This window comes from Streptomyces sp. WMMC940, from assembly GCF_027460265.1.
Classification (GTDB): domain Bacteria; phylum Actinomycetota; class Actinomycetes; order Streptomycetales; family Streptomycetaceae; genus Streptomyces.
In genome coordinates this window covers 1,067,603-1,094,550 of record NZ_JAPZBC010000001.1, presented here as the reverse complement: position 1 = coordinate 1,094,550, position 26,948 = coordinate 1,067,603, and the positions used below count along the sequence as shown (strand labels likewise).

At 74.4% G+C, this 26,948-nt stretch carries 24 protein-coding genes and 1 pseudogene; 16 read left to right on the top strand and 9 right to left on the bottom strand.

The genetic code is table 11. From position 1 onward, the window contains the following. Positions 1-43: 43 nt before the first annotated feature. A complete protein-coding gene (locus O7595_RS04935; protein ID WP_269727498.1) occupies positions 44-1,261 on the top strand; it encodes an aminotransferase class I/II-fold pyridoxal phosphate-dependent enzyme in 1,218 nt (405 codons plus the stop codon). A 446-nt stretch (positions 1,262-1,707) separates the two neighbouring features. Continuing rightward, positions 1,708-2,724 (top strand): MBL fold metallo-hydrolase, encoded by a 1,017-nt coding sequence (locus O7595_RS04930; RefSeq protein ID WP_269732368.1) that lies wholly within the window; start codon positions 1,708-1,710, stop codon positions 2,722-2,724. On the opposite strand, the gene O7595_RS04925 is transcribed toward O7595_RS04930, so the two are convergent. Continuing rightward, positions 2,704-3,357 (bottom strand): DedA family protein, encoded by a 654-nt coding sequence (locus O7595_RS04925; protein WP_269727497.1) that lies wholly within the window; start codon positions 3,355-3,357, stop codon positions 2,704-2,706. The two genes, O7595_RS04930 and O7595_RS04925, sit on opposite strands and share 21 nt — an antisense overlap. Continuing rightward, positions 3,354-4,127: an MBL fold metallo-hydrolase gene (locus O7595_RS04920; protein ID WP_269727496.1), complete on the bottom strand. Its 774-nt coding sequence runs from the start codon at positions 4,125-4,127 to the stop codon at positions 3,354-3,356. The genes O7595_RS04925 and O7595_RS04920 overlap by 4 nt, the downstream gene beginning before the upstream one ends. 182 nt (positions 4,128-4,309) lie before the next feature. On the opposite strand from O7595_RS04920, the gene O7595_RS04915 reads away from it, so the two are divergent. The 8 genes and pseudogenes from O7595_RS04915 (at position 4,310) to O7595_RS04880 (ending at position 11,207) form a co-directional block, all read left to right on the top strand. Further along, on the top strand, positions 4,310-4,729 hold the full coding sequence (locus O7595_RS04915) for a hypothetical protein (protein WP_269727495.1): 420 nt from the start codon (positions 4,310-4,312) through the stop codon (positions 4,727-4,729). Positions 4,730-5,200: 471 nt separating this feature from the next. After that, positions 5,201-7,351, top strand: coding sequence for a phage holin family protein (locus O7595_RS04910; protein WP_269732367.1), 2,151 nt, complete (start codon positions 5,201-5,203; stop codon positions 7,349-7,351). A gap of 77 nt (positions 7,352-7,428) precedes the next feature. Beyond that, positions 7,429-7,578 (top strand): annotated as a pseudogene (locus O7595_RS04905) (amino acid permease); the annotation flags it as partial. 152 nt (positions 7,579-7,730) lie between these two features. Further along, positions 7,731-8,075: a hypothetical protein gene (locus tag O7595_RS04900; RefSeq protein WP_269727494.1), complete on the top strand. Its 345-nt coding sequence runs from the start codon at positions 7,731-7,733 to the stop codon at positions 8,073-8,075. 97 nt (positions 8,076-8,172) lie between these two features. Next, entirely contained in the window at positions 8,173-8,337 is a 165-nt protein-coding gene (locus O7595_RS04895; protein ID WP_269727493.1) for a hypothetical protein, read from the top strand. A gap of 502 nt (positions 8,338-8,839) precedes the next feature. After that, positions 8,840-9,145 carry a 4a-hydroxytetrahydrobiopterin dehydratase gene (locus tag O7595_RS04890; protein ID WP_269727492.1) on the top strand — a complete coding sequence of 102 codons (306 nt, stop codon included), beginning with the start codon at positions 8,840-8,842 and terminating at the stop codon, positions 9,143-9,145. 62 nt (positions 9,146-9,207) lie between these two features. Continuing rightward, positions 9,208-9,942 (top strand): class I SAM-dependent methyltransferase, encoded by a 735-nt coding sequence (locus tag O7595_RS04885; protein WP_269732366.1) that lies wholly within the window; start codon positions 9,208-9,210, stop codon positions 9,940-9,942. Positions 9,943-10,295: 353 nt separating this feature from the next. Continuing rightward, on the top strand, positions 10,296-11,207 hold the full coding sequence (locus O7595_RS04880; RefSeq protein WP_269727491.1) for a class I SAM-dependent methyltransferase: 912 nt from the start codon (positions 10,296-10,298) through the stop codon (positions 11,205-11,207). 182 nt (positions 11,208-11,389) lie between these two features. On the opposite strand, the gene O7595_RS04875 is transcribed toward O7595_RS04880, so the two are convergent. The 6 genes from O7595_RS04875 to O7595_RS04850 all read right to left on the bottom strand — a co-directional run bounded on the left by O7595_RS04875 (position 11,390) and on the right by O7595_RS04850 (position 18,527). Next, positions 11,390-12,427, bottom strand: coding sequence for a YeiH family protein (locus tag O7595_RS04875; RefSeq protein ID WP_269727490.1), 1,038 nt, complete (start codon positions 12,425-12,427; stop codon positions 11,390-11,392). Beyond that, positions 12,424-12,990 (bottom strand): cysteine dioxygenase family protein, encoded by a 567-nt coding sequence (locus O7595_RS04870; RefSeq protein ID WP_269727489.1) that lies wholly within the window; start codon positions 12,988-12,990, stop codon positions 12,424-12,426. The genes O7595_RS04875 and O7595_RS04870 overlap by 4 nt, the downstream gene beginning before the upstream one ends. Before the next feature lie 149 nt (positions 12,991-13,139). Beyond that, complete coding sequence (locus O7595_RS04865; protein ID WP_269727488.1) at positions 13,140-14,045, bottom strand: LysR family transcriptional regulator; 906 nt, start codon at positions 14,043-14,045, stop codon at positions 13,140-13,142. A gap of 244 nt (positions 14,046-14,289) precedes the next feature. Further along, positions 14,290-15,126 carry an aldo/keto reductase gene (locus O7595_RS04860; RefSeq protein WP_269727487.1) on the bottom strand — a complete coding sequence of 279 codons (837 nt, stop codon included), beginning with the start codon at positions 15,124-15,126 and terminating at the stop codon, positions 14,290-14,292. Positions 15,127-15,437: 311 nt separating this feature from the next. Continuing rightward, complete coding sequence (locus O7595_RS04855) at positions 15,438-17,237, bottom strand: AMP-dependent synthetase/ligase (RefSeq protein WP_269727486.1); 1,800 nt, start codon at positions 17,235-17,237, stop codon at positions 15,438-15,440. Between the two features lie 402 nt (positions 17,238-17,639). Continuing rightward, positions 17,640-18,527 carry a LysR substrate-binding domain-containing protein gene (locus O7595_RS04850; protein WP_269727485.1) on the bottom strand — a complete coding sequence of 296 codons (888 nt, stop codon included), beginning with the start codon at positions 18,525-18,527 and terminating at the stop codon, positions 17,640-17,642. A 125-nt stretch (positions 18,528-18,652) separates the two neighbouring features. Here O7595_RS04850 and O7595_RS04845 point away from each other — a divergent pair, with 125 nt between their 5' ends. Beyond that, positions 18,653-19,681 carry a bile acid:sodium symporter family protein gene (locus tag O7595_RS04845; RefSeq protein WP_269727484.1) on the top strand — a complete coding sequence of 343 codons (1,029 nt, stop codon included), beginning with the start codon at positions 18,653-18,655 and terminating at the stop codon, positions 19,679-19,681. A gap of 60 nt (positions 19,682-19,741) precedes the next feature. Here O7595_RS04845 and fdhD read toward each other — a convergent pair whose 3' ends face one another. Beyond that, a complete protein-coding gene (gene fdhD, locus O7595_RS04840) occupies positions 19,742-20,581 on the bottom strand; it encodes a formate dehydrogenase accessory sulfurtransferase FdhD (RefSeq protein WP_269727483.1) in 840 nt (279 codons plus the stop codon). Positions 20,582-20,797: 216 nt separating this feature from the next. On the opposite strand from fdhD, the gene O7595_RS04835 reads away from it, so the two are divergent. The 5 genes from O7595_RS04835 (at position 20,798) to O7595_RS04815 (ending at position 26,940) form a co-directional block, all read left to right on the top strand. Further along, the gene (locus tag O7595_RS04835; RefSeq protein WP_269727482.1) at positions 20,798-21,154 is read left to right on the top strand and encodes a VOC family protein; all 357 of its coding nucleotides are present in this window, start codon (positions 20,798-20,800) and stop codon (positions 21,152-21,154) included. Positions 21,155-21,302: 148 nt separating this feature from the next. Further along, positions 21,303-22,247, top strand: coding sequence for a beta-ketoacyl-ACP synthase III (locus tag O7595_RS04830; RefSeq protein WP_269727481.1), 945 nt, complete (start codon positions 21,303-21,305; stop codon positions 22,245-22,247). Positions 22,248-22,390: 143 nt separating this feature from the next. Further along, positions 22,391-24,979, top strand: coding sequence for a SpoIIE family protein phosphatase (locus tag O7595_RS04825; RefSeq protein WP_269727480.1), 2,589 nt, complete (start codon positions 22,391-22,393; stop codon positions 24,977-24,979). A 269-nt stretch (positions 24,980-25,248) separates the two neighbouring features. Continuing rightward, entirely contained in the window at positions 25,249-25,548 is a 300-nt protein-coding gene (locus tag O7595_RS04820; protein WP_269727479.1) for a hypothetical protein, read from the top strand. A 210-nt stretch (positions 25,549-25,758) separates the two neighbouring features. Then, complete coding sequence (locus tag O7595_RS04815; protein ID WP_269732365.1) at positions 25,759-26,940, top strand: ROK family transcriptional regulator; 1,182 nt, start codon at positions 25,759-25,761, stop codon at positions 26,938-26,940. Positions 26,941-26,948: the final 8 nt, after the last annotated feature.

Below are 26,948 nucleotides of genomic sequence, written 5' to 3'. Positions count from 1 at the left end.
CCGGGCAGCCGAATCCCGGGCCCTGGCGACGGGAGGTGGGCGCATGCGGCGGACCGATCCGGAAGGCCGCGGCCCGGTCCGCTACGGGCCGCCCGCACCGGACCCCGGCCTGCCCGTGCTGCCCGAACTCGCCGGCGTGCTCGCGTCCGCCGCCGGACGTACCTCCCCCGAACCGCCGGGCGGGGGGCCGATCCTGCGCGAGGCCGCCGCCGGCTACTGGTGGCGGCGCGGACTGCGCAGCCGTCCCGAGGACGTGGCCGCCGCGCCCGGAGCGCAGCCGCTGCTGCTCGCGCTGCTCGCCGCGCACGGCGGCGACGTCCTCATGCCGCGGCCCTGCCCCGCGTGGTGGACACCGCAGGCCCGGCTCCTCGGACGGCCCGCGTTCCACGTGCCCACGTCCGCGGAGAGCGGCGGCGTGCCCGATCCGTACGCCCTGCTGGAGACCGTGCGGAGGATCCGGGCGGAGGGGGGCAGTCCGCATGTGATGCTGCTGTCCGTCGCGGACGACCCCACCGCCACCGTCGCCCCGCCCGAACTCGTCCGCGAGGCCTGCGAGGCGGCCGTCGACGAAGGGCTGCACATCATCAGCGACGAGACCTGGCGCGACACGGTGCACGAGCCGCTCGACCGCCCCCTGCTCAGCCCCGCCGAGATGTGCCCGGACGACGTGACCGTCATCAGCGATCTGTCGGGTGCCCTGCTGCCGGCCGCGTGGCCCGTCGCCGTGGCCCGGTTCCCGACGACGGGGCCCGGCGCCGGGCGGCGGGCCCGGGTGCTCGACATCCTCACGGCCCTCGGGGGTTTCGTCGCCGGTCCGGTGGCGGCGGCCGCCGCGCACGCGCTGGAGGAGCCGGGCCCGGTCACCGCCCGGCGCGCCCGGGCGAACGCCCTGCACGCCGCCGTCGCCGACGCGGTCCACCATCTGGTCCTCACCTCCGGCGCCCTCGCCGGGCCGCCCCAGGCGGGTCGCCATCTCTACGCGGACCTGGGCCCGTTGCGAGCCCGGCTCGCCGGTCTCGGGGTCACCGACTCGATGGAGCTGGAGGACTACCTCAGCGAACGCCTGCACACACCGGTCCCCGGCGGTCACCGCTTCGGCGACGAACTCGGCGCGCTGCGCGTCCGTGTCGACACCAGCCCCTTCCTGGGCACGAGCCCGGAGGAACGCCTCGAAGCCCTCGAGTCCGACGCCCCCCTCGCACTGCCGCATGTCGCCAAGGCGCTGAAGTCCCTCGGATCGGCCTTCCGGGAACTGCGATGACGCAGCCCCGGGGGACCGCGACCCGCGAGCCCCACCCGCGATGAACGGAGCCGCAGATGACGGAACAGACGGAGCAGCCGCCTCCCACCTCCCCGGCGGCCCCCACCCGCCGCACCACGGGAACCGCCCCCGCCCTGGCCACGGCCCACCGGCCCGGGACGACCCGCGCGACGCACGACGCGCCGGCCGGAGCAGACCCGGACGGCCCGGTTCCGACCGCCGCCGCGGCGGCGCGCGGGGAGGAGGCGTCCGGCGCGAGGGGTCCGGGCGGTGCGCTCCCGGCCGACGCGGAGACGCGTGCGGGCGGCGGGAGCGGTGGGGTCTCCGCCCAGCCGACCGCGCCCGCGGACGGCGCCGCTCCGGGAGGCGGTTCGTACGCCGGGACCGGCGCGGCCGCCCCGCCGGAGACGCAGCACGGGCCGCCGGGCGGGCCCCGGCACCGGCCCGTGAACGACGAGGCCGGGCCCGGAGCGGCGGCCGTGACCGGGCTGCGGCCGCTGGGGCTCGTCCGGCGGTGGCCGCGGTCCTTCGCCGACCGGCTCACCGCGCCGCTGCCCGGGGTACGGGCCATGGCGCGGCTGGCGAGGGAGGGCGCGCTGCGGCCGGCGGCGGCCGGACTCAGGGACATTCCCCAGCTGCCGTTCGCCCCCGGGGCCCTGCCGGAGGCCGAACCGGGCACCGTCGCCGTCACCTGGGCGGGCCACGCGAGCTGGGTCGTCGCGATCGGCGAGCTCACGGTGCTCACGGACCCCGTCTGGTCCCGCAGGATCCTCGGCACCCCGGCCAGGCTCACTCCCGTCGGCGTCCGCTGGGAGGACCTGCCGCCCGTCGACGCCGTCGTCATCAGCCACAACCACTACGACCACCTGGACGCGCCCACCATCGCCCGGCTGCCGAGGCGCACCCCGATGTTCGTGCCGGCGGGCCTCGGCGGCTGGTTCCGGCGCAGGCGCTTCACCCGCGTCACCGAACTCGACTGGTGGGAGACGGCGGAACTGCCCGCCGGCAGCGGGGTCGGGTCGGTCAGGTTCGAGTTCGTGCCCGCGCACCACTGGTCCAGGCGCACGCTCACGGACACCTGCCGCTCGCTCTGGGGCGGCTGGATCCTCACCGACCAGCGCGGCCGCCAGGTGTACTTCTCGGGCGACACCGGCTACGGCCACTGGTTCAAGGAGATCGGCCGCCGCCACCCGGACATCGACCTGGCGATGCTGCCGATCGGCGCGTACGCGCCGCGCTGGTGGCTCAGCTCGGTGCACACCGACCCGGAGGAGGCGGTCCAGGCGTTCGAGGACCTCGGCGCCCGCAACATGGCGCCGATGCACTGGGCCACCTTCGTGCTCTCGTCCGAGCCGGTGATGGAGCCCCTCGGCCGGCTGCTGACCGCCTGGGAGCACACGGGCCGGCCCCGTGAGCAGCTGTGGGACCTGCCCGTCGGCGGCTCACGCGTGCTGACCGCCTGACGGGCGGCGCGGGCGCAGTCTCCGCCGCCGCAGCCGTCGCCACAGCGCGGGCGCCCCGCTCAGCAGCAGCGTCAGGCCCACGGCGGCCAGCACGCCCTCCCAGGGCTCGTCGAACAGCGAGCCGCCGAGGATCCCGATCACCCCGTACGTGGCGGCCCACGCCAGGCAGGCGGGCGCGTCGCCGCGGGCGAAGCGGGTCGGCGGCATCCGCGACATCAGGCACGCGAGCATCACCGGAATCCGTCCGGCCGGTACCAGCCGGGAGAGTACGAGCACGGTCGCGCTGTGGTCGTCGAGTCTGCGCTGTGCCTGCTCCAGCCGGTCAGGGGCCGCCCGCGCCCGCAGCGCCTCCAGCCACTTCGAGCCGTTCTTCGACCCGACGCCGCGCCTGCCGAGCCAGTACAGCGTGATGTCCCCGAGGAACGCGGCCGACGCGGCGACCACGAACACGAAGAACACCGAGAGCGGCTCGGTCTGATGGAGGGCCACCACCGCGGCCGTGCTCACCACCGCCCCCGTCGGCACCACCGGTACCAAGGCGCCCAGCGCCACCAGCAGGAACAGTGTCGGATAGCCGACGGCCTGCTGGGTCGACTCCGGCGGCAGCTGCCCGACCACGTCCTGGAGCGTCACCGGGAGACCTCCGGCCGCACGCTCTCGCAGTGCCCCAGCCGGTGCACCGCCACCTCCGGCGCCAGACGTGCCGCCTTGCGGACGAACTCGTCGCCCGGGGAGTGGAACTCGTGCGGTCTGACCGCGTCCATCCCGATCGGCCAGTACGTGCCGTAGTGCACCGGCACCGCGGCGCGGGGCGCGAGCGAGGCGAGCGCGCGGGCCGCGCGGTCCGGGTCCAGATGGCCGTGCCCGAGGAACGGCCCCCAGCCGCCGACCGGCAGCAGCGCCACGTCCACCGGACCGACCGCGGCCGCCATGCCGTCGAACAGGCCGGTGTCCCCGGCGAAGTAGGTGCGCGCGGTGCCGTGGACGACGAAGCCCAGCGCGGGGGAGCGGTGCGGCCCCATCGGCAGCCGCCGCCCGTCGTGGGCGGCCGGCACGGCCCGTACGCGCACGTCCGCCACGGCCACCTCGTCGCCCGGTGCCACCTCCACGATCCGCAGACGGTCCAGTCTGCGCAGCCCCGGGACGGCCCGCGGGGCGCCGCGGGGCACGATCAGCCGGGTGCCGGGGGCGAGCCGGGCCAGTGACGGCAGATGCAGATGGTCGGAGTGCAGGTGGGAGACGACCACTGCGTCGGCGACCGCGGCCTCGGGCGGCGGCAGCTGCCCCCGCCGGCGGCGCAGATGCGCGAGCCTGCCGACGAACAGCGGGTCGGTGAGCACCCGGACCCCCGAGTCCTCGACCGTGCAGCTGGCGTGACCCCACCAGGTGACCTCGACCGCCACTCACCGCCTCCTCGCCGGCGACCCGGCGCCGTTCCGGACCTCGGCGGGCCGGCCGCCGTCTCCGGTACGAGCGTAGGCGCTCGGGGGTCCGGCGGTCTCCCGCGCGCCCCGAAGTGCGCCTCCCCCGCGCGGCCGTGGCCGAGTAGGGTCGGGCCACGACAGCCGACGCAGGGGGACGGTCCATGACAGGCGCAGGGGACGACGGCGTGCGGGTCGCGGCCATCGCGAGCCTGACCCCGCTGGAGGAGCTCGACATCGACCCCTTCCTCGTCGACACCCGCAGCCAGCACGCGATGTGCGCCCGCTGGGCGGCGGACAAGGGGTACGTCGTCGCCCGCGAGCTCCTCTTCTACGGTCTGCGGCCCGACCACTGCGGCCTCTGGGCCGATGTCGAGGCGGGCCTCGTCGACCTCTTCGTCGCCCCGAACGAGCGCGTCCTGGCGCGTGCCCTGACCTCCGTCCCCGAGTTCTCCGCCGAATGCGAGCGCCGCGGTGTCCCGCTGGCCACGGCAGGTCTGGACGAGCCCGCGTACGACGCCGCCATGAAGGCGAGCGTCCACCGCCGGCTCTCGATGCCGACCGCGGGCTACGACGGCTGCTGACCGGGCCGCGAACGGGCCGCGAGCGGGAACGGCGCCCGGGCGGCCGGGTCCCGCCCGGGTGCGGGCCTGCCCGGCAGCCCGGCCCGCGGGTCTCGGTCCGTTCCGGTTCCGCTTCCGGCCCCGTCCTGGCTCGCCGCCCGGCTCGCGGGGCCCGGCCGCGATCCCGGCCGCGGGGCTCCAGGTCTACGATTCCGGACCCGGCCGCTTCACGCCGTCCTGCCCTTGGTCCGCGACCCCGGCCGCCGGGCTCCAGGTCCGCGACCCCGGCCCCGGCGGTCCGCGATCCGGAGCCGATGCGCCGTCCCGGTGTCGGACCCCCGGCCGGTTCACGCCGCCCGGGCCCGTACCGGTCCGCGGGCCCGGCGCCCTGGCGCCCGTGATGGGGGGATCCGGAGCCCGGCCTGCCGGGCCGCGTGACAGGCTGGACGCAGGCGAGTCGAGAGGGCGGTGACGTGCGTGGGCGGACCGCGGATCGGTGCGGGGCGGTGGCAGACCGCCGGGGGAGCGCTGCTGCGGGTGATCGTGGTGTGGGCGGTGTCCACCCTGACGCTGCTCGCGCTCGCCGGGATCCTGCCCGACTTCCAGCTGCGGTCCGACGACGGCGAGAGCATCACGAGGACGGCGGTCACCGCGGCCTGGGGCGCTGGCGCGTTCGGCCTGCTCAGCGCGCTGGTCTGGCCGCTGGTCGTACGCGCCTTCCTGCTGGTGCCCGCGCTGGTGCTGGGAGTGCTGGTGTTCTTCCTGAACGGTTCGCTGCTGCTGCTCGCCCTGAGGCTGATCCCCGACGGGGGCGGCGCCGCCGCGCCCGAGACCGCCGTGGTGGTCGCCGCCGTCATGTCGGCCGTCGCCTCGGCCACCTCCACCGCCCTGGCCGTCCGCGACGACAACGCCTACCGCCGGCGGCTGTCCCGCCTCGCCACCCGCCGGCGCCGCAGACGCGGCGGACCGGCGGACGGCGACGCGCCTCCCGGCACGGTGTTCCTGCAACTCGACGGCGTGGGCCACGCCGTGCTCGTCCAGGCCGTGAAGGACGGGTTGATGCCCACCGTCGCGCGATGGCTCGACACCACGCACCGGCTCACCCGCTGGCGCACCGACTGGTCCAGCCAGACGGGGGCCAGCCAGCTCGGCATCCTGCACGGCTCGAACCACGACGTGCCCGGCTTCCGCTGGTACGAGAAGGACACCGGCCGGATCATGGTCAGCAACAGGCCCGCGAGCGCCGCCGAGCTCCAGCGCCGGGCCGTACTGCGGACCAAGGACGCCGGGCTGCTCAGTCTCGACGGCGCCAGCCGCGGAAACCTCTTCACCGGCGGTGCCGACCAGCTCGCGCTGGTGCTGTCGGTGGCGGCCCGCCGGGGCCGCGCCAACCGCTCCCGGGCCGGATACTTCGCCTATTTCTCGGATCCCGCCAACGCCGTCCGCACCGCGGTGTCGTTCGTGGCGGAGGTGGTCCGCGAGATCGGGCAGTCCGTTCGCTCACGGACGCGGGGCGACCGGCCGCGCACCGGCCGCGGCGGGCTCTACCCCTTCATCCGGGCCTTCGCGACCGTCGTCGAACGGGACGTGGTGGTCTCCGCCGTGATGGGCGACATGCTCGCCGGGCGCACCGCCGTCTACGCCGACCTCGTCGCCTACGACGAGGTGGCCCACCACTCCGGACCGCACAGCCGTGACGCCGCGAAGGTCCTCGAGCGGATCGACCGTGCCGTCGCCCTGATCGCCAAGGTCGCCGACCACGCGCCCCGCACCTACCGGATCGTGCTTCTGTCCGACCACGGCCAGAGCCCCGGCGAGACCTTCGAGGGCGCCTACGGGCTGACCCTGAAGGACCTCGTGAGGGCCGGGTGCGGGCTGCCCGTGTCCCGTCGCGCGGGACGCACGAGGAGCGGCGCGGAGGCGAGGGACGCGGCCCGGCACGCGCTGTTCGGCGCGCTGCACCGGCCGATGGGCGAGGACGCGGTCGGGGAGCGGCCCGCGGCCGGTCCGGATCCGATCGTCCTCGCCTCGGGGAACCTGGGTCTGATCTCCTTCCCGGACCTCCCGGGCCGGGCCGGCCGGGAGGAGATCGACCGCCGCCACCCGGCGCTCCTGCACACCCTCGCCGGGCACCCCGGCATCGGATTCCTGCTGGTGCGCAGCGAACGGCACGGTTCCGTCGTGCTCGCCCGGGACGGCGCGGGCACGGTGGAACTGCCCGTTGCCGGACTCGACGGTTCCGGCCCGCTCGCCGTGTTCGGGCCGGGGGCCGCCGACGCCGTCCGGCGCACCGACTCGTTCCCGCACGCCGCCGACATCATGGTGAACTCGATGTACGACCCGGCGACGGGCCGGGTGCACGCCTTCGAGGCGCAGATCGGTTCGCACGGCGGACTCGGCGGAGAGCAGTCCCACCCCTTCCTCCTCTCCCCGCTCGAACTCTCGGAGCCCGTCCCGGACGGGGGCGAGCCGGCCGGGGCCGAACAGGTGCACGCAGTGCTGCAGCGCTGGCTGGACGAGTGCCGGGGCGAGCCGTTCGGACCGCAGGTGCCGCTGGGGCCCGTGGAGGAGCGCCGATCGCCGGACGGCCGGGACGAAGCTCTTCCCGTGACCGGTCCGGTGCCGCAGGACGAACCCGATTGATTCGGTTGGCTGCCCGACCGTCCCCGAACATGTTCGGGTTCGTACGGAGAAGGGCGCGCCACCCCCCCCCCCCGTGCATGGCGCTGGTCTCCATGGTCGGCGCGCTCAACGGCTGGACCCTGCTCAGTGCCCAGACGCCGTACGAGGCCGCGCGGGACGGCCTCTTCCCGGCGGTCTTCGCCCGCAGGCGGCGCCGCGGGCCGGCCGCGGGCGTGCTCGTCACCGTCGATGTCGGCACGGAACCGCCGGACGGTGCCGGACTCGGAGGATTCGGCCGGTCGGGTGTAGTCAGGCAGGTCCGATAGGGCGGATTCCGGGCAAGGACGGCGCGCCGGGGCCGGTTCGGGGGCACAGCTGGCATGTCCAGGAGGTTGTGCCCGTGAACCGACCCGTGCGCTGTGCCGACCGTGTCGTGCTCGCCGTCCTGATGGCGCTCGTCGCCGTACTGGGGACCCGGGCGGGCGCCACGGCCGTCATCCCGCCGGGCGCCGATCGCCCGCCGGCCTCCGTGCCCGCCGATCCGGCGGGGGAGGCACCGATGGACACCTCCGTCGCGGAACAGCCACCGCCCGCCCGGTCGGAGGGGCGGACCGCGCGGGCCTGCGCGCCGCCCGAGGACGGGACGGCGGGCGAAAGGGCCCCCGGCACGTATCCCCGGGGAGTCGCCGTGTCCGCCGCGCCGCCCCCGCCCCCGGCCACGAGGTCCGTGGTCCTGCGCTGCTGAGGACCCGTACGGGACCGGCGTCTCGTCGTGCCGGCTCCCGTAGGACGCCCACCTTCAACCGCAGTCCGAGCACCTCGTGTAGCGCAAGGAGACAGCCATGCCCATCGACCCCCTCGCCGCCGTGAACGCCCTCATCCGTGCCGAGGTCGTCCGCACCGGTCCGGACGACCACCACACCCCCGGAGCGGCCGAACGAGAACCCGCGCCTCCCGAACCCGCCGAATCCCGGGGCCGTGACGCCGGGCCGCACGACGCCCACTGACCCCGCGCGGCCGGGCACGCGGGCTCACCCGCCCCGCGCCCGGCTCCGGGCACCCCGGCACCCCGGCATCCCGGCCGTCCCGGTATCCCGGCCGTCCCGGCATCCCGGCATCCCGGCTGGGCCGTCCCCGGCGCGCCGAGCCGAAGCTGCGCGCGTACGTCCCCACGGCGGTCCGGGTCGAGATCGCCGATTCCGGACTCCCGTACCGGTGTCCGTACGTGTCCAACCGGCCCCCTGCCGCTGGTGCGGGCCATCAACGCCGCGAGAGCGGAACAGACGCCGGTCCGAGCGCCGATGTCAAGGGCGGCGGCTCGGACCGGCCCCACGCCCCCGCCCCCGGCGCCGGGACGTCGACGAAGCTGACGTGGCGGGCGGAGGAGCAGGCTCAGCCTGCGCCGCTCCCGCCAGCCGCGAGTAGTGGCCCTACTCCCGTGTCGGGCGCGACAGTTGTCATCAGGGAACCGTAACGTCGCCGACAGACACTTCCGGAGGGAGCTCGCCCATGCCCACAGAGCCGCTGTCCCAGAAGGAGATCGAGGACCGGCTGCGCGAACTGCCAGGCTGGTCCCAGGAAGGCGACCGGATCGCCCGCACCTACCGGCTCGGCAGTCACTTCGCCGCCACCGCGCTGGTCGTCCACATCGCCCAGATCCAGGAGGAGCTGAACCACCACTCCGACCTGCTCCTCGGGTACAACACGGTCAATCTCACGGTGAACACGCACGCCGCCGGCGGCGCGATCACCGAACACGATTTCGAGCTCGCCCATCGGGTCGAGGGCGCCGCCCCCAGCCACGGCGCGAGCTGACCGTGCTGCACGACGACGAGCCGCGCGTCAGGGCCGGATCCGCCGGCGCCGGCCGTGACGCGCTGCTCGACCACGACGTGGAGGCGGCCCTGTACGACGCCGCGCGCGGCGGGGTGCACCGGGCGGCCGCGGCGGCCGCGGCGGTGCTCTCCCTCGTCCCCCACCCGGCCGGTTCGCTCCTCGACGTCGGCTGTGGCACCGGCCTCGTGACCGAACGGCTCGCCCGGCCCGGACTACGGCTGCTGGGCGCGGATTCCGCGCCCGGCATGGTCAGGGCCGCCGTCGGCCGGGTCCCGCGCGTCGTCCTCGCGGACGCGCGCCGGCTGCCGCTGCCCGACGCGTCCGTGGACGCGGTCAGTTCGGTGTGGCTGCTGCATCTCGTGCGTGACGCCCGGGCGGTGGTGGCGGAGGCCGCACGGGTACTGCGCCCCGGCGGAGTGTTCGTCACCACCGTGGACATGGACGCGGCGCACGGACCCGGCGACGACATCGAGGCAGTGCTCGCTCCCCACCGGGCGATGGCACCCTACGACCGGGCCGAGCGGATCGAGGCGTTCGGCGCGGCGCACGGCCTCACCCCGGCCGGGGAGACCCGCTTCACCGGGCACGGCGAGGGAAGATCGCCCCGGCGCACTGCCCAGGCGCTGCTCCGGGGCGAGTACGCCTCCCGACTGACGGCCCGCGGTCCGGTCGCCGAGAGGCTCGCCGCGGAACTCCGTGTGCTGCCCGCACCGGACGAACCCCGACCCGAGCCGCGCTATCGCGTCATCGCCCTGCGCCGCGCCGCCGTTCCCTGAGCGCGTCGCCCACCCGGACCGCCCAGGCCGGGGCGTCGTCCCCCGCCGACCGGGTGCTTCGTCGGTGGGTCCGCCGTCCGGACCGTCCCGCCGCGGACCCGGTGGGCGTCGTGGCCGGGCGCACCGGGTGGGCCCGTGTCGCGGAGGCCGGGCGGTACTCCGCTCGGTCGGCACGCATCCCGGGCGCACCGACCAGGGCCTCGTGGATCCACCTGCGATCCGTGCCGCGCGGGTCCGTCCGCACCGGTCCGGGCGGGTGCGTACGCCCCCGCCCGGCGCCGGGGGACCGCACCGTTTTGCCGGAACGGCAAGAAGACTCGCCAGGACGGCCCTTCCGTGCGCACTCTGACGCCATGAGTCCTCACGACCACGGAACCCCCGCCGGCCACGCGCACCACGGCCACGGCGACGGCCACGACACGACGCACATCGACTGGGAGGAGTTCGCCACGCTGCTCGAACGCGAGGCCGCACTCAGCCTCCCGCTGTACGAGCAGATCGCTCACTGGGTGCGGGACGTGCTCCCCGCCGGATCGGTGCGCCGTGTCCTCGACGTCGGAAGCGGCCCCGGAGCGGTCGGCGTCCTGCTGGCGGAGGTCTTCCCGCAGGCGGAGGTGGTCGCCGTCGACGCCACCCCCGGCCTGCTGGAGCTGGCCCGGGCCCGCGCCGACCGCGCCGGCCTCGGCGAACGATTCGGCACCCACGTCGCCGAACTCCCCGACGGCATCGCCGAGCTGGGTCCGGCGGATCTGATCTGGGCGAGCGGTTCCCTGCACCACGTCGGCGACCAGCGCGCCGCGCTCACCGGACTCGCCGGTCTGCTCCGGCCCGGCGGGCTGCTCGCGCTCCTCGAGGGCGGACTGCCGGCACGCCATCTGCCGCGCGACATCGGCATCGGGCGGCCCGGCCTGGAGAGCCGCCTCGAGGCCGCCGCGGCCACCTGGTTCGCCGACATGCGCGCTGCCCTGCCCGGTGCGAAGCCGGAGGTCGAGAACTGGCGTGCCCTGCTCGCCGCCGCCGGACTCACGCCCGCCCTCACCCGCTCCTTCCTCCTCGATCTGCCGGCTCCGGTGACCGACGCCGTGCGCGAGGGGCTGGTCTCCGGCCTCTCGTGGCAGCGCCAGGCCCTGGCGGGACGACTGGACGCCGACGACGTCGCCGTGCTGGACCGGCTGCTGGACGCGGACGACGAGGAGGGACTGATGCGCCGCCCGGACTGCTTCATGCTGGCGGCCCGCACCGTGCACACGGCCCGGCGCGAATAGGAGCCGGGGGACGGGTAGCGGGGCGGACAGGCGCCGGGTGGCGCTCCCGGGCCGTGCGGACAGGGGCCCGGGCGCTCCGGTAAAGGGCGGACGGGGGTCCGGGGCTCCGGGGCTCCGGAACCGGGGCGCACGAAGCCGCCGGCCGGGGCCGGGCCGCGGCGTGCCGGGAGCGGACCGGAGGATCAGGCGGTGAGCAGCACCCCCGCGTACGCCGCCGTCGCGATCAGCGCCCAGGCGGTCAGCCCGAGCAGGGCGACCCTCGGCCCGGTGCGGGACAGGGACGGCAGATGCACCGCGCTGCCGAGGCCGAACAGTGCTGCGGCCAGCAGCAGTTCCTGGAGCGCACCGGCCGCGGCGAGGACCTGCGCGGGCAGCAGACCGGTGCTGCGCAGGGCCACCATGGCGAGGAACCCCACGACGAACAGCGGGACGAGCGGCGGCCTCCCGGATCCGGGGGTGCCCCGGCCGCGGCGGCGGGCCGCGACGACGAGCACGGCGACCAGCGGTGCCAGCAGCGCCACCCGCAGGAGCTTCACCAGGACGGCCTCGCCCAGTGCCGCCGGTCCGGCCGTGCCGGCGGTGGCCACCACCTGGCCCACGTCGTGGACGCCCGCACCCACCCACCGCCCGAACTGGACGTCGGTGAGTCCCAGCGGTCCGTGCAGCAGGGGCAGGACGGCGATGGCGAGGGTGCCGCAGAGCGTCACGAGTGCGACGGACGTGACCATGTCCTCGTCGTCGCTGTCGTGCACGGAGCCCACCGCCCCGATCGCGGAGGCCCCGCAGATGGAGTAGCCCGCGGCGATCAGCAGCGGCTGGTCGCCCGGCAGCCCCAGTCGCCGCCCGAGCCACCACGTGCCGCAGAAGGCGGCAGCCACCACGGCCGGCACCATCGCCACCGTCGCCCACCCCAGCCCCAGCACGTCCGCCAGGCCCAGCTTGAGCCCGAGCAGGACGATCCCGGCGCGCATCAGGCGTTTCGCGGCCAGTGTCAGGCCCCCGCGGCAGCGGCCCCGGACCCGCGTGGCCAGCCACGGGGTGTGTGCGGCGGCGGCGCCCAGGACGACGGCCGCGGTGAGCATCGGCAGAGCGGGCACGGCCCGGTGCACCAGCCAGGCCGAGGCCACTCCGGCGGCGGCGAGCGCCAGCCCCGGAACCGGCCCGGTGGGCCGCTCCGGGGAGGTGGCGCGCCGGGCGCGGGGGCCCGCGAGGGCCGTCACCGGTCCGCGGGCAGGTCGTAGACGCGCCGGATGCTGGTGCCGAGGCGGGCGATGTCGGCGCCGTACACATGCAGGGACAGGGCCGTATCCGTCCCGGAGTTGCGGACGAGATGGATGTCGCCGGGCGGGGCGAACGCGGCGACCGTCCCGGCCGGGTTCACCACGTCCCCGGTGGCGACGAGCCGGGCGGTCGTGCCGTGCGGGACCAGGCGGTAGCGTCGCTCGTGCTCCTCGCCCCGGTGGACCCCCGTCACGCACCACGACACATGGTCGTGGACGGGCGTGCACTGTCCGGGCAGCCAGACCAGGGCGACCACCGAGAAGCTGCCGTCTCGCTCGGCGTGCAGCACGTGCTGGCGGTAGTTCGCCGGGTCGCCCTCGCACTGCGCCGCCGTGAGCAGATCGGGCCGGCCGAGGTGCGGCAGGAGCCTCTCCGCCACCATGTAGGCCGTGGGCTCGGGAGGAAGGCCGCGGTTCACGGTCTCCCGTATGTCCGTCACCAGGGAACGGAGCCTGGCGGTCGTGGCGGGAGCGGTGAGGGTGGCGGGGTTCGCAGTCGTCATGCCCGCAGCGTCCGCCCGGCCGTCCGGAGACGTCCAGGAGCGATCGCTTGCAGGGTCCTCAACGTCCGCTTATGGATGGGGAGAAGGAGCCCGGGCGCCGGTGGGAGCGTTCGGCCAGGAGCGGGCGCCGAGGGCGGCGGCACGGAGGCTCAGCAGCCGGCCTTGCGCTCGGCCACTGCGACGAGACGGTCCAGCACCAGCGCGGTGGCGGGGATGCGCAGTTGCTCCCGCAGCGCGTACGCGCCGACCCGGCGACGGGTGTGCGGTTCCACGATCCTCCCCGTCACCTTGGCGTGGCACAGGAACGAGAGCACGAGCTGCGGCACCATGGCGATGCCCACACCCGAGGCCACGAGGCTCTGCATCACCAGGTTGTCGTCCGTGGTGCAGGCGATGTCGGGTGCGAACCCCTCCTCGGCGCAGGCGTGCAGGAAGTTGGCGCGACAGCGCAGGCAGCCGGCTATCCACCGCTCGCAGGCGAGGTCCGCCAGCCGTACGGCCCGCCGTCTGGACAGTGGGTGGCCGGTGGGCAGCAGTACCGTCAGGGGGTCCTCCAGCAGGGGCACTTCGGCCAGCTCGTCGGGGATCTCGGCGGTGTGGCCGGGATAACTGAAGGCCAGGGCGATGTCGCAATCGCCGCGGGCCACCAGCCGCAGTGACTCGGGAGGTTCGCTCTCGGTCAACTCGATGCGGATGCCCGGGTGTTCGGCCGCGACGGCGGCCATGGTCTCCGGGATGAGGGTCGCACAGGCGCTGGGGAACGCGCACACCCGCACGCGTCCCGAGCGCAGTCGGGCGATGGCGTCGATCTGCTGCTGCGCCGCCGAGAGGCTGTCGAGGATCGTCCCGGCGTGCCGGGTCAGCGCCTCTCCGGCCTCGGTGAGCCTGATGCCGCGCCCGACCCGGGTGAAGAGGGGGGTGCCGACATCCCGCTCCAGCGCCTTCATCTGCTGGCTGACCGCGGGCTGGGTGTAGCCGAGCGAACGGGCGGCCGCCGAGTACGAGCCGGTCCTGACCACCTCGTGGAAAGTCCTGATGTACCGGGAATCGAACACGGCAGAAGCATAAGCAGAATTTGGGTGGCCGATGGCGGCGAATGCCGGTCGCCGGTGGCGGGTTCGGGTCGGGGTAGGGTGCGCGTCCACGCCCGCGGGCGAACGGGACGGCCGCGGGATGAGCGTCCTCCACGTGAACGGGACGACCACCCCCGAGGCACCGGACGGCCGTTGCGCCTCGGAGGAACGGCGGTGCGGCCGCCTCCGCGGCGGCCGCACCGGCTCCGGAGTGCGCCCCGGTGCCTCAGGCGCCCATGGTGAACGTGGCCGGGTCGGGGCCGAGGCGCCGGCCCTCGTCGAGGGCGGCGAACGCCGCGAGGTCGTCGTCGTCCAGCTCGAAGCCGAAGACGTCGATGTTCTCCCGGATCCGCGAGGGCGTCACGGACTTGGGGATCACGACGTTCCCGAGCTGCAGATGCCAGCGGAGCACGACCTGTGCCGGGGTCTTCCCGTGCTTCTGCGCGACCGCGACGATCGTCGGCACCTCCAGCAGTCCGCGGCCCGAGCCCAGCGGCGACCACGCCTCGGTGGCGATGCCGTGCTTGGCGTGGAAGGCCCGGGACTCGCCCTGCTGGAGCTGGGGGTGCAGCTCGATCTGGTTCACGGCCGGGACGACCGAGGTCTCGCCGAGCAGCCGCTCCAGGTGCTCGGGCAGGAAGTTGGAGACGCCGACGGCCTTGGCGCGGCCCTCGGCGAGGATGGTCTCGAACGCCTTGTACGTGTCCACGTACGCGTTCTTGGACGGCACCGGCCAGTGGATCAGGTACAGGTCCACGTAATCGAGGCCGAGCCGGGAGAGTGAGGCGTCGAAGGCGCGGAGCGTCGAGTCGTGGCCCTGGTCGCCGTTCCAGAGCTTGGTGGTGACGAACAGCTCCTCGCGGGGGATCCCGGAGGCCGCGACGGCCTTGCCGGTACCCTTCTCGTTCTCGTAGACGGCAGCCGTGTCGATGCTGCGGTAACCGGCCTCCAGGGCCGCGCCGACGGCCTTCGCCGCCTCGTCGTCCGGCACCTGCCACACGCCGTAGCCGAGCTGCGGCATGGCGACGCCGTTGTTGAGGGTGATGGAGGGGACCTTGCTCACGAGCGGTCGATCCTTACGTCGGTCGGGTGTTGCTCCATGGTCAACGATCATTCGGGCGGACGCATTCCCGAGGGGAACGTCCGGCGTTCCGGGCAGCCCCCGCAGCGGGATCGACCGCAACCGTCGACCGGCGGTCCGCCTGCCGCGACCCTATTGCACATTGCTGAACGTGGTGCATGAATGTGAACATCGCGTTCGGCTCTGTCCCCTTGTGTCCCGGTGACCCGGGAGGCACCGCCGGGCACCCCGAGCAGCCGTCCCGTCCTCAAGGCCGCTCTCTCCGCCACGGACGGTCCCGTGCCCTGAACACCTCAGCGGTAGAGGGCGTCCACCTCGGTCGCGTACGCCGTCTCGATCGCCTTGCGCTTCAGCTTCAGCGACGGCGTCAGCAGCCCGTGCTCCTCGCTGAACGGATGCGCCAGTATCCGGAAGGTACGGATGGACTCGGCCTGCGAGACGAGCGTGTTGGCCGCCACCACCGCCCGCCGGATCTCCGTCTCCAGGTCCGGGTCGCGCACCAGGTCCGCCGGTCTCATCGCCGGCCGGCCGCGCATCGCGAGCCAGTGCTCGACGGCCTCGTGATCCACGGTGACCAGCGCCGCGATGTAGGGGCGGTCGTTGCCGACGACGATGCACTGGGCCACCAGCGGGTGCGCCCGCACCCGCTCCTCCAGGCCGATCGGCGACACGCTCTTGCCGCCGGACGTCACCAGGATCTCCTTCTTCCGGCCCGTGATCGTCAGATAGCCGTCCTCGTCCAGGGCCCCGAGATCCCCGGTGGCCAGCCAGCCGTCCTTGAGGACGGCGTCCGTCGCCTTGGGGTCGTTGAGGTAGCCGGAGAAGACCTGCGGTCCGTGCAGCCACACCTCGCCGTCCTCGGCGATGTGCACCGTCGTACCGGGGATCGGCTGCCCGACCGTGCCGTACTTGGTGCGCTCCGGGGGGTTCGCGGTGGCCGCGGCGGAGGACTCCGTCAGGCCGAATCCCTCGAAGACGGTGACGCCGGCGCCCGCGAAGAACAGCCCGAGTCGGCGGTCCATGGCCGAACCGCCGGACATCGCGTGCCGCACCCGGCCGCCCATGGCCTCCCGGACCTTGGTGTAGACGACCTTCTCGAAGAACTGGTGCTGCAGGCGCAGGCTCGCCGACGGGCCGGGGCCGAGGCCGAAGGCGCGGTGCTCCACGGCCTCCGCGTACCGCACCGCCACGTCGACGGCCTTGTCGAACGGCCCGCCCCTGCCCGCGGCCTCCGCCTTGCGCCGCGCGGCGTTGAAGACCTTCTCGAAGATGTACGGGACGGCCAGGATGAACGTCGGCCGGAACGAGGCGAGGTCGGCGATCAGGGCGGTGGCCTGGAGCACCGGCTGGTGGCCCAGCTTGACCCGTCCCAGGATCGCCGCGACCTCCACCATCCGGCCGAAGACGTGCGCGAGCGGCAGGAAGAGGAGCGTCGCGGCCTCGTCGCCCGGCTCGGAGTGGAACACGGGCTCCCAGCGGCCGACCAGCGTCTCGGTCTCGTACATGAAGTTGGCGTGCGTGAGCACGCACCCCTTGGGCCGGCCGGTGGTGCCGGAGGTGTAGATCACCGTGGCGATGGACTCCGGGGTCACGGCCCTGCGGTGCCGGTGCACCACGTCGTCGTCGATGTGCTCGCCCGCCGCGAAGAGCTCGTCGACCGCCCCCCTGTCGAGCTGCCACAGCCGCTTGAGGTGCGGCAGCCGGTCGATGACCGAGCCGACGGTCATGGCGTGGTCCTCGTGCTCGACCATGCAGGCCGAGACCTCGGCGTCGTGCATCATCCACAGGACCTGCTCGGCGGACGAGGTGGGGTACACCGGTACGGACTGGGCGCCCACGGCCCACAGCGCGAAGTCGAACAGCGTCCACTCGTAACGGGTGCGACACATGATCGCGACGCGGTCGCCGAACCTCACCCCCTGGGCGAGCAGCCCCTTGGCGAGCGCGAGCACCTCGTCACGGAACGCTGCGGACGACACGTCGTGCCACGCGCCGTCCTCGTCCTTGCGGCCGAGGGCCACCCGGCCGGGGTCGGTCAGGGCGTGGTCGAACACGGCATCCGCCAGCCCGCCGACAGGGGGTGCCGTCGCCAAGGGGGGAACCGTGAACTCACGCAATGACCTGCTCCTTGTGGCGCTCCGCACAGCGCCGGTGACGGTACCCCACCGGGCGTTCGTGCGGGAGAGCCTTCAGCAACTCGGTATGTTTCGCATCGACGCTGGTCAGCCGCATGAATTCGGCCAACACCGTTACGGGCGGGCCGTGTTCTGGCCGAAGAGCAAATGACACTCGCACGAATCTGCACCGAATCTGTACCGGGCAAACACGCCCCGGTCTGCCTTCTGTGTCCGGTTTGGGTGTCCGCGGACGGAGTTCGGAGGTTGCCGCCCGGTGCCGGGCCCCTCCGGTTCCGTCGGTGGTCGCGGTCGCGGTCGGTCGCCGGGCGTGGCTGCCGACCGCCGGCAGCCTGTGCCTGCCGCCGTCAGGGCGCCGGGTCAGCGCGTGCCGTCCGCCGGGCGGTGCAGCCGGTCGACGCCGGCGAGGATCGCGGCGGCGAGCGCGTCCGCCGCCTCCCGGGTTCCGTGGCGCGCGCCTGCCCGGTGGCCGTGCAACAGGACGAAGTCCACGTCCCCCAGCTCCGGCAGTCCCGCACGGGCCGGGACCGGGACCAGACCGGGCGGGATCAACCCGCGCGTATGGGCCATCACACCCAGCCCCGCGCGCGCCGCCGCGACCAGTCCGCTCAGGCTCCCGCTCGTGCAGGCGATGCGCCACGCCCGGCCGTGCGCCTCCAGTACCTCCAGCGCCCGCGCCCGGGTGATGCCGGGCGGTGGGAACACGATCAGCGGCACCGGACGTTCCGGGTCCAGCCTCAGCCGAGGCGCGCCGATCCAGGTCAGCGTGTCCTGCCAGACCAGGTCGCCGTGGGTGCCGCCGGCGCGGCGCTTGGCGAGGACGAGGTCGAGCCGGCCCGCCCCCAGTAGCTCGTGCAGCGTGCCGGACAGCTCGACGGTCAGTTCCAGGTCGACCTCGGGATGCTCGCGGCGGAACGACTCCAGGATCTCGGGGAGACGGGTCAGCACGAAGTCCTCGGAGGCCCCGAAGCGGAGTCGGCCCCGCAGCCGGGTGCCCGTGAAGAAGGCGGCCGCCCGTTCGTGAGCCTCCAGGATGGTCCGGGCGAAGCCCAGCATCGCCTCGCCGTCCTCGGTGAGTTCCACGCTGTGGGTGTCCCGGGTGAACAGCTGCCGCCCCGCCGCCTCCTCGAGCCGCCGCACGTGCTGGCTGACGGTCGACTGCCGCACGCCCAGCCGGCGTGCCGCCCGGGTGAAGCTCAGGGTCTGCGCCACGGCGAGGAACGTCCGCAGCAGGCCGGGGTCGTACACGTCCCCATGCTAGCCGCTCATCGAGATTTGTGATGACAGTCAGAGCGGTGTACGGGATTCCCGATCGCCGGGGAGGCATGGAGCATGGAGAGGCACGTCCCCACCGAGAGCAACAAGTGGAGCACATGAGCCGCCGCGCCTCCCTCCGCCCGCCGTTCCGGCTGCCGGTCGATCCCTACGTCCTCACGCTGCTCGGCACCGTGCTCCTCGCCGCGCTGCTCCCCGCCTCCGGAACCGCGGCCACCGTCGCGGGCGGGGCCTCCACCGGGGCCGTCGCCCTGCTCTTCTTCCTCTACGGAACCCGGCTGTCGGCCAGGGAGGCCCTGGCGGGGCTGCGGCACTGGCGGCTCCACGCGACGGTGTCGGCCGCCACCTTCGCGGTCTTCCCACTGCTGGGCCTCGCCGCGGGCGGTCTCGTCCCCGCGGTGCTGACCCCGTCGCTCCACGACGGGCTGCTCTTCCTGTGCCTGGTGCCGTCGACGATCCAGTCCTCCATCGCCTTCACCTCGATGGCCCGCGGCAACGTCCCCGCGGCGGTCTGCGCCGGATCCTTCTCAAGCCTCGCCGGGATCGTGCTCACCCCGCTGCTGGCCGCCCTGCTCCTCGGCAACGGCAGCGGCGGTCTCTCGGCGGACGGGCTGCTGAGGATCGTGCTCCAGCTGCTGGCGCCGTTCCTGGCGGGGCAGTTGCTGCGCCGCTGGATCGGGGGCTTCCTCGCGCGCCGGCGCCGGCTGCTGGGCATCGTCGACCGCGGTTCGATCCTGCTGGTCGTCTACACCGCGTTCAGCCAGGGCATGGTCTCCGGCATCTGGCACCAGGTCACCCCGGGGCGGCTGGGCGCGTTGCTGCTCGTCGAGGCGGCACTCCTCGCGGTGATGCTCACGCTCACCTGGTACGGGCCGAAGCGCCTCGGCTTCGGCCGCGCGGACCGGATCGCCATCCAGTTCGCCGGCTCCGAGAAGAGCCTGGCGGCGGGGCTTCCGATGGCGAGCGTCCTCTTCGGCGCTCAGGCGAGCCTGACCGTGCTTCCGCTGATGCTGTTCCACCAGCTCCAGTTGATGGTCTGCGCGGTCATCGCCCGGCGGCGGGCGGCGGACCCGCGGCCGGCGGAGGCCGCCATCGGGTCCGGCTCGGCCCGGGTCTCCACGAGCTGAGGCCGTCCCGCGGGCGAGGACCCGGCCGGCGCGAGCGGCGTTCCCCTCGGGCCGGGTCCGTCACACCCGGGAGTGAAGGGCGACGCGTTCCTCGCCCGCGTACACGTTCATGTCCGGCCCGCGCAGGAAGCCGACCAGGGTAAGCCCGGTCTCCGCCGCCAGGTCGACGGCCAGGGAGGACGGTGCGGAGACCGCCGCGAGCACCGGGATCCCCGCCATGACCGCCTTCTGCGCCAGCTCGAACGACGCCCTGCCCGACACCAGCAGGATCGCCCGCGACAACGGCAGCAGGTCCTCGCGCACCGCGCGGCCGATCAGCTTGTCCACGGCGTTGTGCCGGCCGACGTCCTCGCGGACGTCGAGCAGCTCGCCCTCCTCGGAGAAGAGCGCGGCGGCGTGCAGGCCCCCGGTCCGGTCGAAGACGCGTTGCGCCGCTCGCAGCCGGTCGGGGAGGACGGAGAGCAGTCCGGGCCCGATCCGGACCGGGGGGGTGTCGGCGATCGGGAACCGGGCGGTGGTGCGCACCGCGTCGAGACTGGCCTTGCCGCACAGACCGCACGAGGACGTGGTGTAGACGTTGCGTTCGAGCGTGATGTCGGGGACGGGGACGCCGGGCGCGAGCTGCACGTCGACGACGTTGTAGGCGTTGGTGCCGTCGTCCCTGGCGCCGGCGCAGTACACGATCGACCGCAGTTCCGCGGCGGAGCCGACCACGCCCTCGCTGACCAGGAAGCCGGCCGCGAGGGCGAAGTCGTCGCCCGGGGTGCGCATGGTGATCGCCAGCGGTCGGCCGTTCAGCCGGATCTCGAGTGGTTCCTCGGCGACGAGGGTGTCCGACCGGGCGGTCACCGACCCGTTCCTGATCCGGATGGTGCGGCGGCGCTCGGTGACCCGTCCCATGGTGATCAGTCCCGACTCTGTGCGTTGGAGCGTTCGCGGTGCGCCGTGCGGCCTCGTGCGGGGGCGCGAGAGCTTCGGCGACGATCTCATTGTCCTGTACGGTCCGCCGCGCCCGGCGCGGGCCGTGCCCGTATGCGCGGTCCCGTGCCGTCGCCGCCGGCAGGACCTGTGGCAGCGTGGACGGCGACATCCCTCGTCGGACGACAGGAGCCGCTGATGGCCGGGGAGATCTCGTTCTTCGAACTCGGCGTCGAGGACCCCAGGAAGGCCCGCACCTTCTACGGCGGGCTCTTCGGCTGGACCTTCGAGGACGTGCCGGGCGGCACCGGCTTCGCGGTCACCACGCCCACCGTCCCCGGCGGGGTGCACGGGGCCGACGCCGAAGCCGTGCCGTACGTCTTCTTCAAGGTCGACGACCTCGCGTCGGCGCTCGAACGGATCGTCGAACTGGGCGGCACGGTCGAGGGCCCCGACGCCGAGACGGAGGACGGCGTCACGCGCTTCGGCCGCTTCCGGTTCTGCCGCGACGACCAGGGCTCGCCCTTCGGGATCCACGAACCCCCCGTGCGCTGAGCCCGCCTCGCGTCCGCCCGGCTGCCGCCGACTGGGCGGAGCCTCCAACACGCGCGGGTGAATCCTGTCGGTTCGGCCGCCCTCCTACCCGCCGGTCGCCGACGAGACTGGATCGTTCCTGACCTCGACACAAAGGGGGTGCCCGGGCATGACCGGCACTCGTATCGCCGCGCTCGGGCACCACAGGCCCGCCCGGGTACTCACCAACGGGGACCTGGCGCGGATGGTCGACACCAGCGACGAATGGATCACCAGCAGGGTCGGCATCCGGACGCGCCACATCGCGGGCCCCGACGAGCCGGTGGACGAGCTGGCCGCCCACGCCGCCGCGAAGGCCCTCGCCGCCGCCGGGCTCGCCCCCGCCGACATCGACCTCGTCCTCGTCGCCACCTCGACCGCGACGGACCGCTCCCCGAACACCGCGGCCCGCGTCGCCGCCAGGCTCGGGATGGGCTCCCCGGCGGTCATGGACCTCAATGTCGTCTGCGCCGGCTTCACCCATGCCCTCGCCACCGCCGACCACGCGATCCGGGCCGGCTCCGCCGTCCGCGCCCTCGTCATCGGCGCCGACGAGATGTCCGCCGTCACCGACTGGACCGACCGCACCACCTGCGTCCTCGTCGGCGACGGGGCCGGCGCCGCGGTGGTGGAGGCCTGCGACGAGCGCGACGCGGGCATCGGTCCCGTGCTGTGGGGCTCGGTCCCCGGGATGGGGCACGCGGTTCGGATCGAGGGCACTCCGCCCCGCTTCGCGCAGGAGGGCCAGTCCGTCTACCGCTGGGCCACCACCCAGCTCCCGCCGATCGCCCGCCAGGTCTGCGAACGGGCCTCGGTGGCGCCCGAGGACCTCGCCGCCGTCGTACTGCACCAGGCCAACCTGCGGATCATCGAGCCCGTCGCCGAGCGGATCGGTGCGGTGAACGCCGTCGTGGCCCGTGACGTCGTCGAGTCCGGCAACACCTCGGCCGCCTCGATCCCGATGGCCCTCGCCCGGCTGCTCGAACGCGGCGACATCCCGTCGGGAGCACCCGCGCTCCTCTTCGGGTTCGGCGGAAACCTGTCGTACGCGGGCCAGGTCGTCCGCTGCCCCTGAGGAACGCGCTCGGCGGTCTGCGGACCGTAGCCCATCGCGGCCGACCAGCTGCTGTCGGACCGTACGCTGCCGGAGCCCGACGCCGCCCGGCCGGCCGCGAGGCGGGGTCCGGGCGCCCGCTCCGCCCGCGCCCGAGGCCTGAGGTGCGCGCCCCCGCGGCCCTGGCGCATCCTTTCTATGTGACCCGGTACGGCGCGGCCAGGCCCGGCGCGCGCACGGAGCGCGGGCCGGAGCGCGGGACGAGTGGCGGCGCGGTCCACCCCCTGGACGAGCTCGGACTGGTGCTCGCCGAGGCCGCGGTCCACTCGATCGGCGCGGTAGGGGGCCATGCCGGCGGTGTGTATCTGCGCTCCGGGACGCCCGGTCTGCTGCGCCTCGCCGTGGTCGTGGGACTCCCCGGGGAGCTGATGCGTCCGTGGTGGCGCATGCACGTCAACAGGCCCTTCCCCGTCGCCGAGTGCCACCGCCGCTCCCAGCTCATCCACCTCGCCGACGGCGAAGAGGCCATGCAACGCTTCCCACAGCTCATGGCCGGTCTGCCGTTCCCGTTGAGCTCCCTCTACGCGCCGGTCAGGAGCGGCGACGAGCGCTTCGGCGTTCTGGTGGCCCTGGGCCCCGCCACCGCGGGGCAACCGGTCGCCGAGGCCGACCGGCGGCGCTTCGCCGACGCGGGCAAGCGGCTGGGCGCCGCCCTCGGCGAACTCCACCACGACGGCACCCCCGTCCGCTGGGACGGTGAGCCCTTCGCCGTCCAGCCCCCCGACCCGACGGCCCGTCCCGTGCGCATCGGTACGTTCGACTGGGACCTCGGCAGCGGGGCGCTCATCGCCGACGAGGAACTCTGCGCCATCCTCGGAGTCGACCCCGCCGGCTTCCCGGGCACCATCGGCGGGCTCACCGCCCACGTCACGCCCGAGGACGCCTACCAGTTGTGGGCGGTGGCCCGCGAGGCGGCCCAGACCGGCCGCAACGTGGTGCGCCGGATCCGGATCTGCCGCGACGACGACCCGCCGTCCCTGGTGGAACTGACCGGCCGCCCGGTCCGTGCGGCCCCCGGCATCGGCGCGCGCCGTGTCACCGGGTCCCTCATCGACCTCGGCACCGGAGTGGTCGCCGGGGAGGCCGGCGACCGGCTCCCGGACGGGCTGTTCTCCCTCGACCGCTCCTGCCGCATCACCTACGCCAACCACAGCGCCGAGGACCTCATCGGGACGCCTCGCGACCAGCTCGTCGGCCGGGTGCTGTGGGAGGCCGTGCCGTGGCTCGACCGCCCGGGCTACTGGGACCACTACCGGGCGGCGCTGCTCGCGCTCACGCCCGTCCAGTTCCGCGCCGGCCGCGCGGAGGACGACTGGGTCACGGTCTCCCTCTTCCCCGGCCGGGAAGGGGTGACCGGAACCCTCGCGGCCGCCGAGCGCCCCGACTACACACCGGGTTCCGTCAGCTTCCCCGGCGCCGGCCTGGGCACCTTCGCCTCGCCCGCCGACCGCGCCAGTGCCCTGTACCGGCCGGTCGCCCTCGCGATCGCCCTCACCGAGGCCGTCACCGCCCGCCAGGTCTCGGCGGTCGTCACGGAGGAGCTGCTGCCCGCGTTCGGCGGCCGGCAGCTGGCCATCTACGTCCTCCACGAGCGCCATCTCTACCTGGCCTGGGAGACCGGTTTCCCGGCCGGTTTCCTCGCGCCCTTCGACGGGGTCGGGCTCGACGCCCGCATCCCCGGCGTGGAAACCCTCACCACCGGTCGCCCGATCTTCTTCGAGTCCATGGACAAGCTGGCCGCGGCCTATCCCGGGCTCGCGATCGACGCATCCGTCGGCGCGCGTGCCTTCCTGCCGCTGATCGCATCCGGCCGGCCCGTCGGTTCCTGCATCCTCGGTTTCGACCACCCGCGCGGTTTCACCCCCGAGGAACGCACCGTCCTCACCGCCCTCGCCGGACTCATCGCGCAGGCCCTCGAACGCGCCCAGCGCTACGACAACGAGTCCGCGCTGGCCCGCGGGCTCCAGGCCGCCCTGCTGCCGCACCGACTGCCCGTCGTCAAGGACGTCGAGACCGTCGGCCGCTACCTCCCGGGTACGCAGGGCATGGACGTCGGCGGCGACTGGTACGACGTCATCGACACGGACCGCGGCCTCGCCCTCGTCATCGGCGACGTCCAGGGCCACGGCGTCCCCGCCGCCGCCATCATGGGCCAGCTGCGCAGCGCGGTGCGGGCGTTCGCCCTCGCCGACCGGGAACCCGACGAGGTGATGAGCGGGACCAACCGGCTCCTCATCGATCTGGACCCGGCGCAGTTCGCCACGTGCTGCTACGTACTCCTCGACCCGGCGACCGGAACCGCGCAGGCCGTGCGCGCCGGGCACCCCCAGCCGCTGCTGCGCGGGCCCGACGGCACGACCGAGGTGCTCGACCTGCCCGGCGGGCTCATCCTCGGCGTCGACGCGGAGGAGCACTACCCGGTCTCCGAACTCACCCTGGGCCCGGGGGCGGTGCTGGCCCTCTTCACCGACGGGCTGATCGAGGAGGCGGGCACCGACATCGACGCGGGCGTCGAGCGGCTGCGCTCCACCCTCAGCCGGGTCAGCCGGATCACGATCGCCGACACCGCCGACCGGCTGATCCGGGGAGCGCGCCAGGCCACGGACCGCCCGGACGACATCGCACTGCTGCTCACCGCCCGCTGGTCGCCGCGGGAGACGGACCGCACCCTGGCCGGCCCCGGACGCCCGTGACGGGCCCTCACCCACGGCGTCCGGCCGAGGGCCGTGGGCCCCGCTCCGCACACGACCGCGGAAACGTCGGCAGGTCCGGCCACCGGCCCACCTCGGGACCGCCACCCGCGACCGGCTCCCGTGCCCCGCGTGGCCCGAGCGCCCCTGCCCGAGCGCCCCGGGCGCCCGCGGGGTCCGGCGCCGCGGCGTGCGGGCGGCCGGGGGACGGGGCACGCTGGTCCTGGGGCTGCCGACCGCCCGGCCTCGGCCGCGGAGGAAGGGGAGCTGCGATGTTCGCGAGACTGAGCAGGTACGAGGGGTCGCCCGTGCCCCCCGGGGGCGATCTGTCCGCGCACGCGGAAACGGTCGTCCAGCAGGTCCGGGGACTTCCCGGCTTCCTCGGCGTGTACTGGTTCGTCGACCGGGCCACGGGGAGGTCCGTCTCGCTGACCCTGTGGGAGGACGAGGAGACCATGCTGGCCAGTGAGGAGAAGGCCGACCGCCTCCGCGTGGACACGGCCCGCCGGGAGGGCCAGCGGATCGTCTCCGTCGACCGCTACGAGGTCGGCTTCAGCCACCTCAAACCCTGACGGCACCGCGCGGACCACGCCCAGCCCGGCGCCGCGTTCGCCACCCCGCCCGCGCTTTGTCCTGGGTGTGGAGAAAGTTGTGGTGGATTGCTGCCCAACTTCTTCCCCCTCGGAGAAAGCGCTGCTACGTTCCCCTCGAAAGCCCGACGGAACGGCTGACCGGGATCCCCCGTGCCGACGGCCGGAGGAGGGGAGGGGCGCGTGAGACGCATGACGGCTCGACCCGCCAACGCGCACCAGGCGCGACTGCTCAGGCTGTTGCGCGACGGCGGCCCCAACTCCCGCGCCCAGCTGGGCGACCAGGTCGACCTCTCCCGTTCCAAGCTCGCCGTCGAGATCGACCGGCTGCTGGAGACCGGACTGGTCGTCGCCGACGGCCTCGCCGCCTCCCGGGGCGGCCGACGCTCCCACAACATCCGGCTCGCCCCGAACCTGCGCTTCCTCGGCGTCGACATCGGCGCCACCTCCGTCGACGTCGCCGTCACCAACGCCGAACTGGAGGTCCTCGGCCACCTCAACCAGCCGATGGACGTACGCGAGGGCCCGGTCGCCGTCTTCGAGCAGGTCCTCGCGATGGCGGCCAAACTGAAGGTCTCCGGACTCGCCGAAGGCTTCGACGGTGCCGGCATCGGCGTACCCGGACCGGTCCGCTACCCCGAAGGCGTCCCCGTCGCACCGCCGATCATGCCCGGCTGGGACGGCTTCCCGGTGCGAGAGGCCCTCAGCCAGGAACTCGGCTGCCCCGTCATGGTCGACAACGACGTGAACCTGATGGCGATGGGGGAGCAGCACGCCGGCGTGGCCCGCTCCGTCGGCGACTTCCTCTGCATCAAGATCGGTACCGGCATCGGCTGCGGCATCGTCGTCGGCGGCGAGGTCCACCGCGGCACCACCGGCAGCGCCGGCGACATCGGCCACATCCGGGTCGAGGCCGAGGGACGCGCCTGCGCCTGCGGCAACAGGGGCTGCCTGGAAGCCCACTTCAGCGGCGCGGCACTCGCCCGCGACGCCGAGGAGGCGGCCCGCAACGGACAGTCGCCCGAGCTCGCCGCGCGCCTGGAGACCGTGGGCCGGCTCACCGCCGCCGACGTCGCCACCGCGGCCGCCGCCGGCGACTCCACCGCACTCGAGCTGATCCGGGAGGGCGGCAACCGCGTCGGCCAGGTCATCGCCGGACTCGTCAGCTTCTTCAACCCCGGACTGGTCGTGATCGGCGGCGGTGTCACCGGGCTCGGCCACACCCTGCTCGCCAGCGTCCGTACCCAGGTCTACCGGCAGTCCCTGCCGCTGGCCACCGGCAACCTCCCCATCGTGCTGGGCGAACTGGGCCCCACCGCCGGAGTGATCGGCGCGGCCCGGCTCATCAGCGACCACCTGTTCTCCCCGGCCTGATCCGCCCG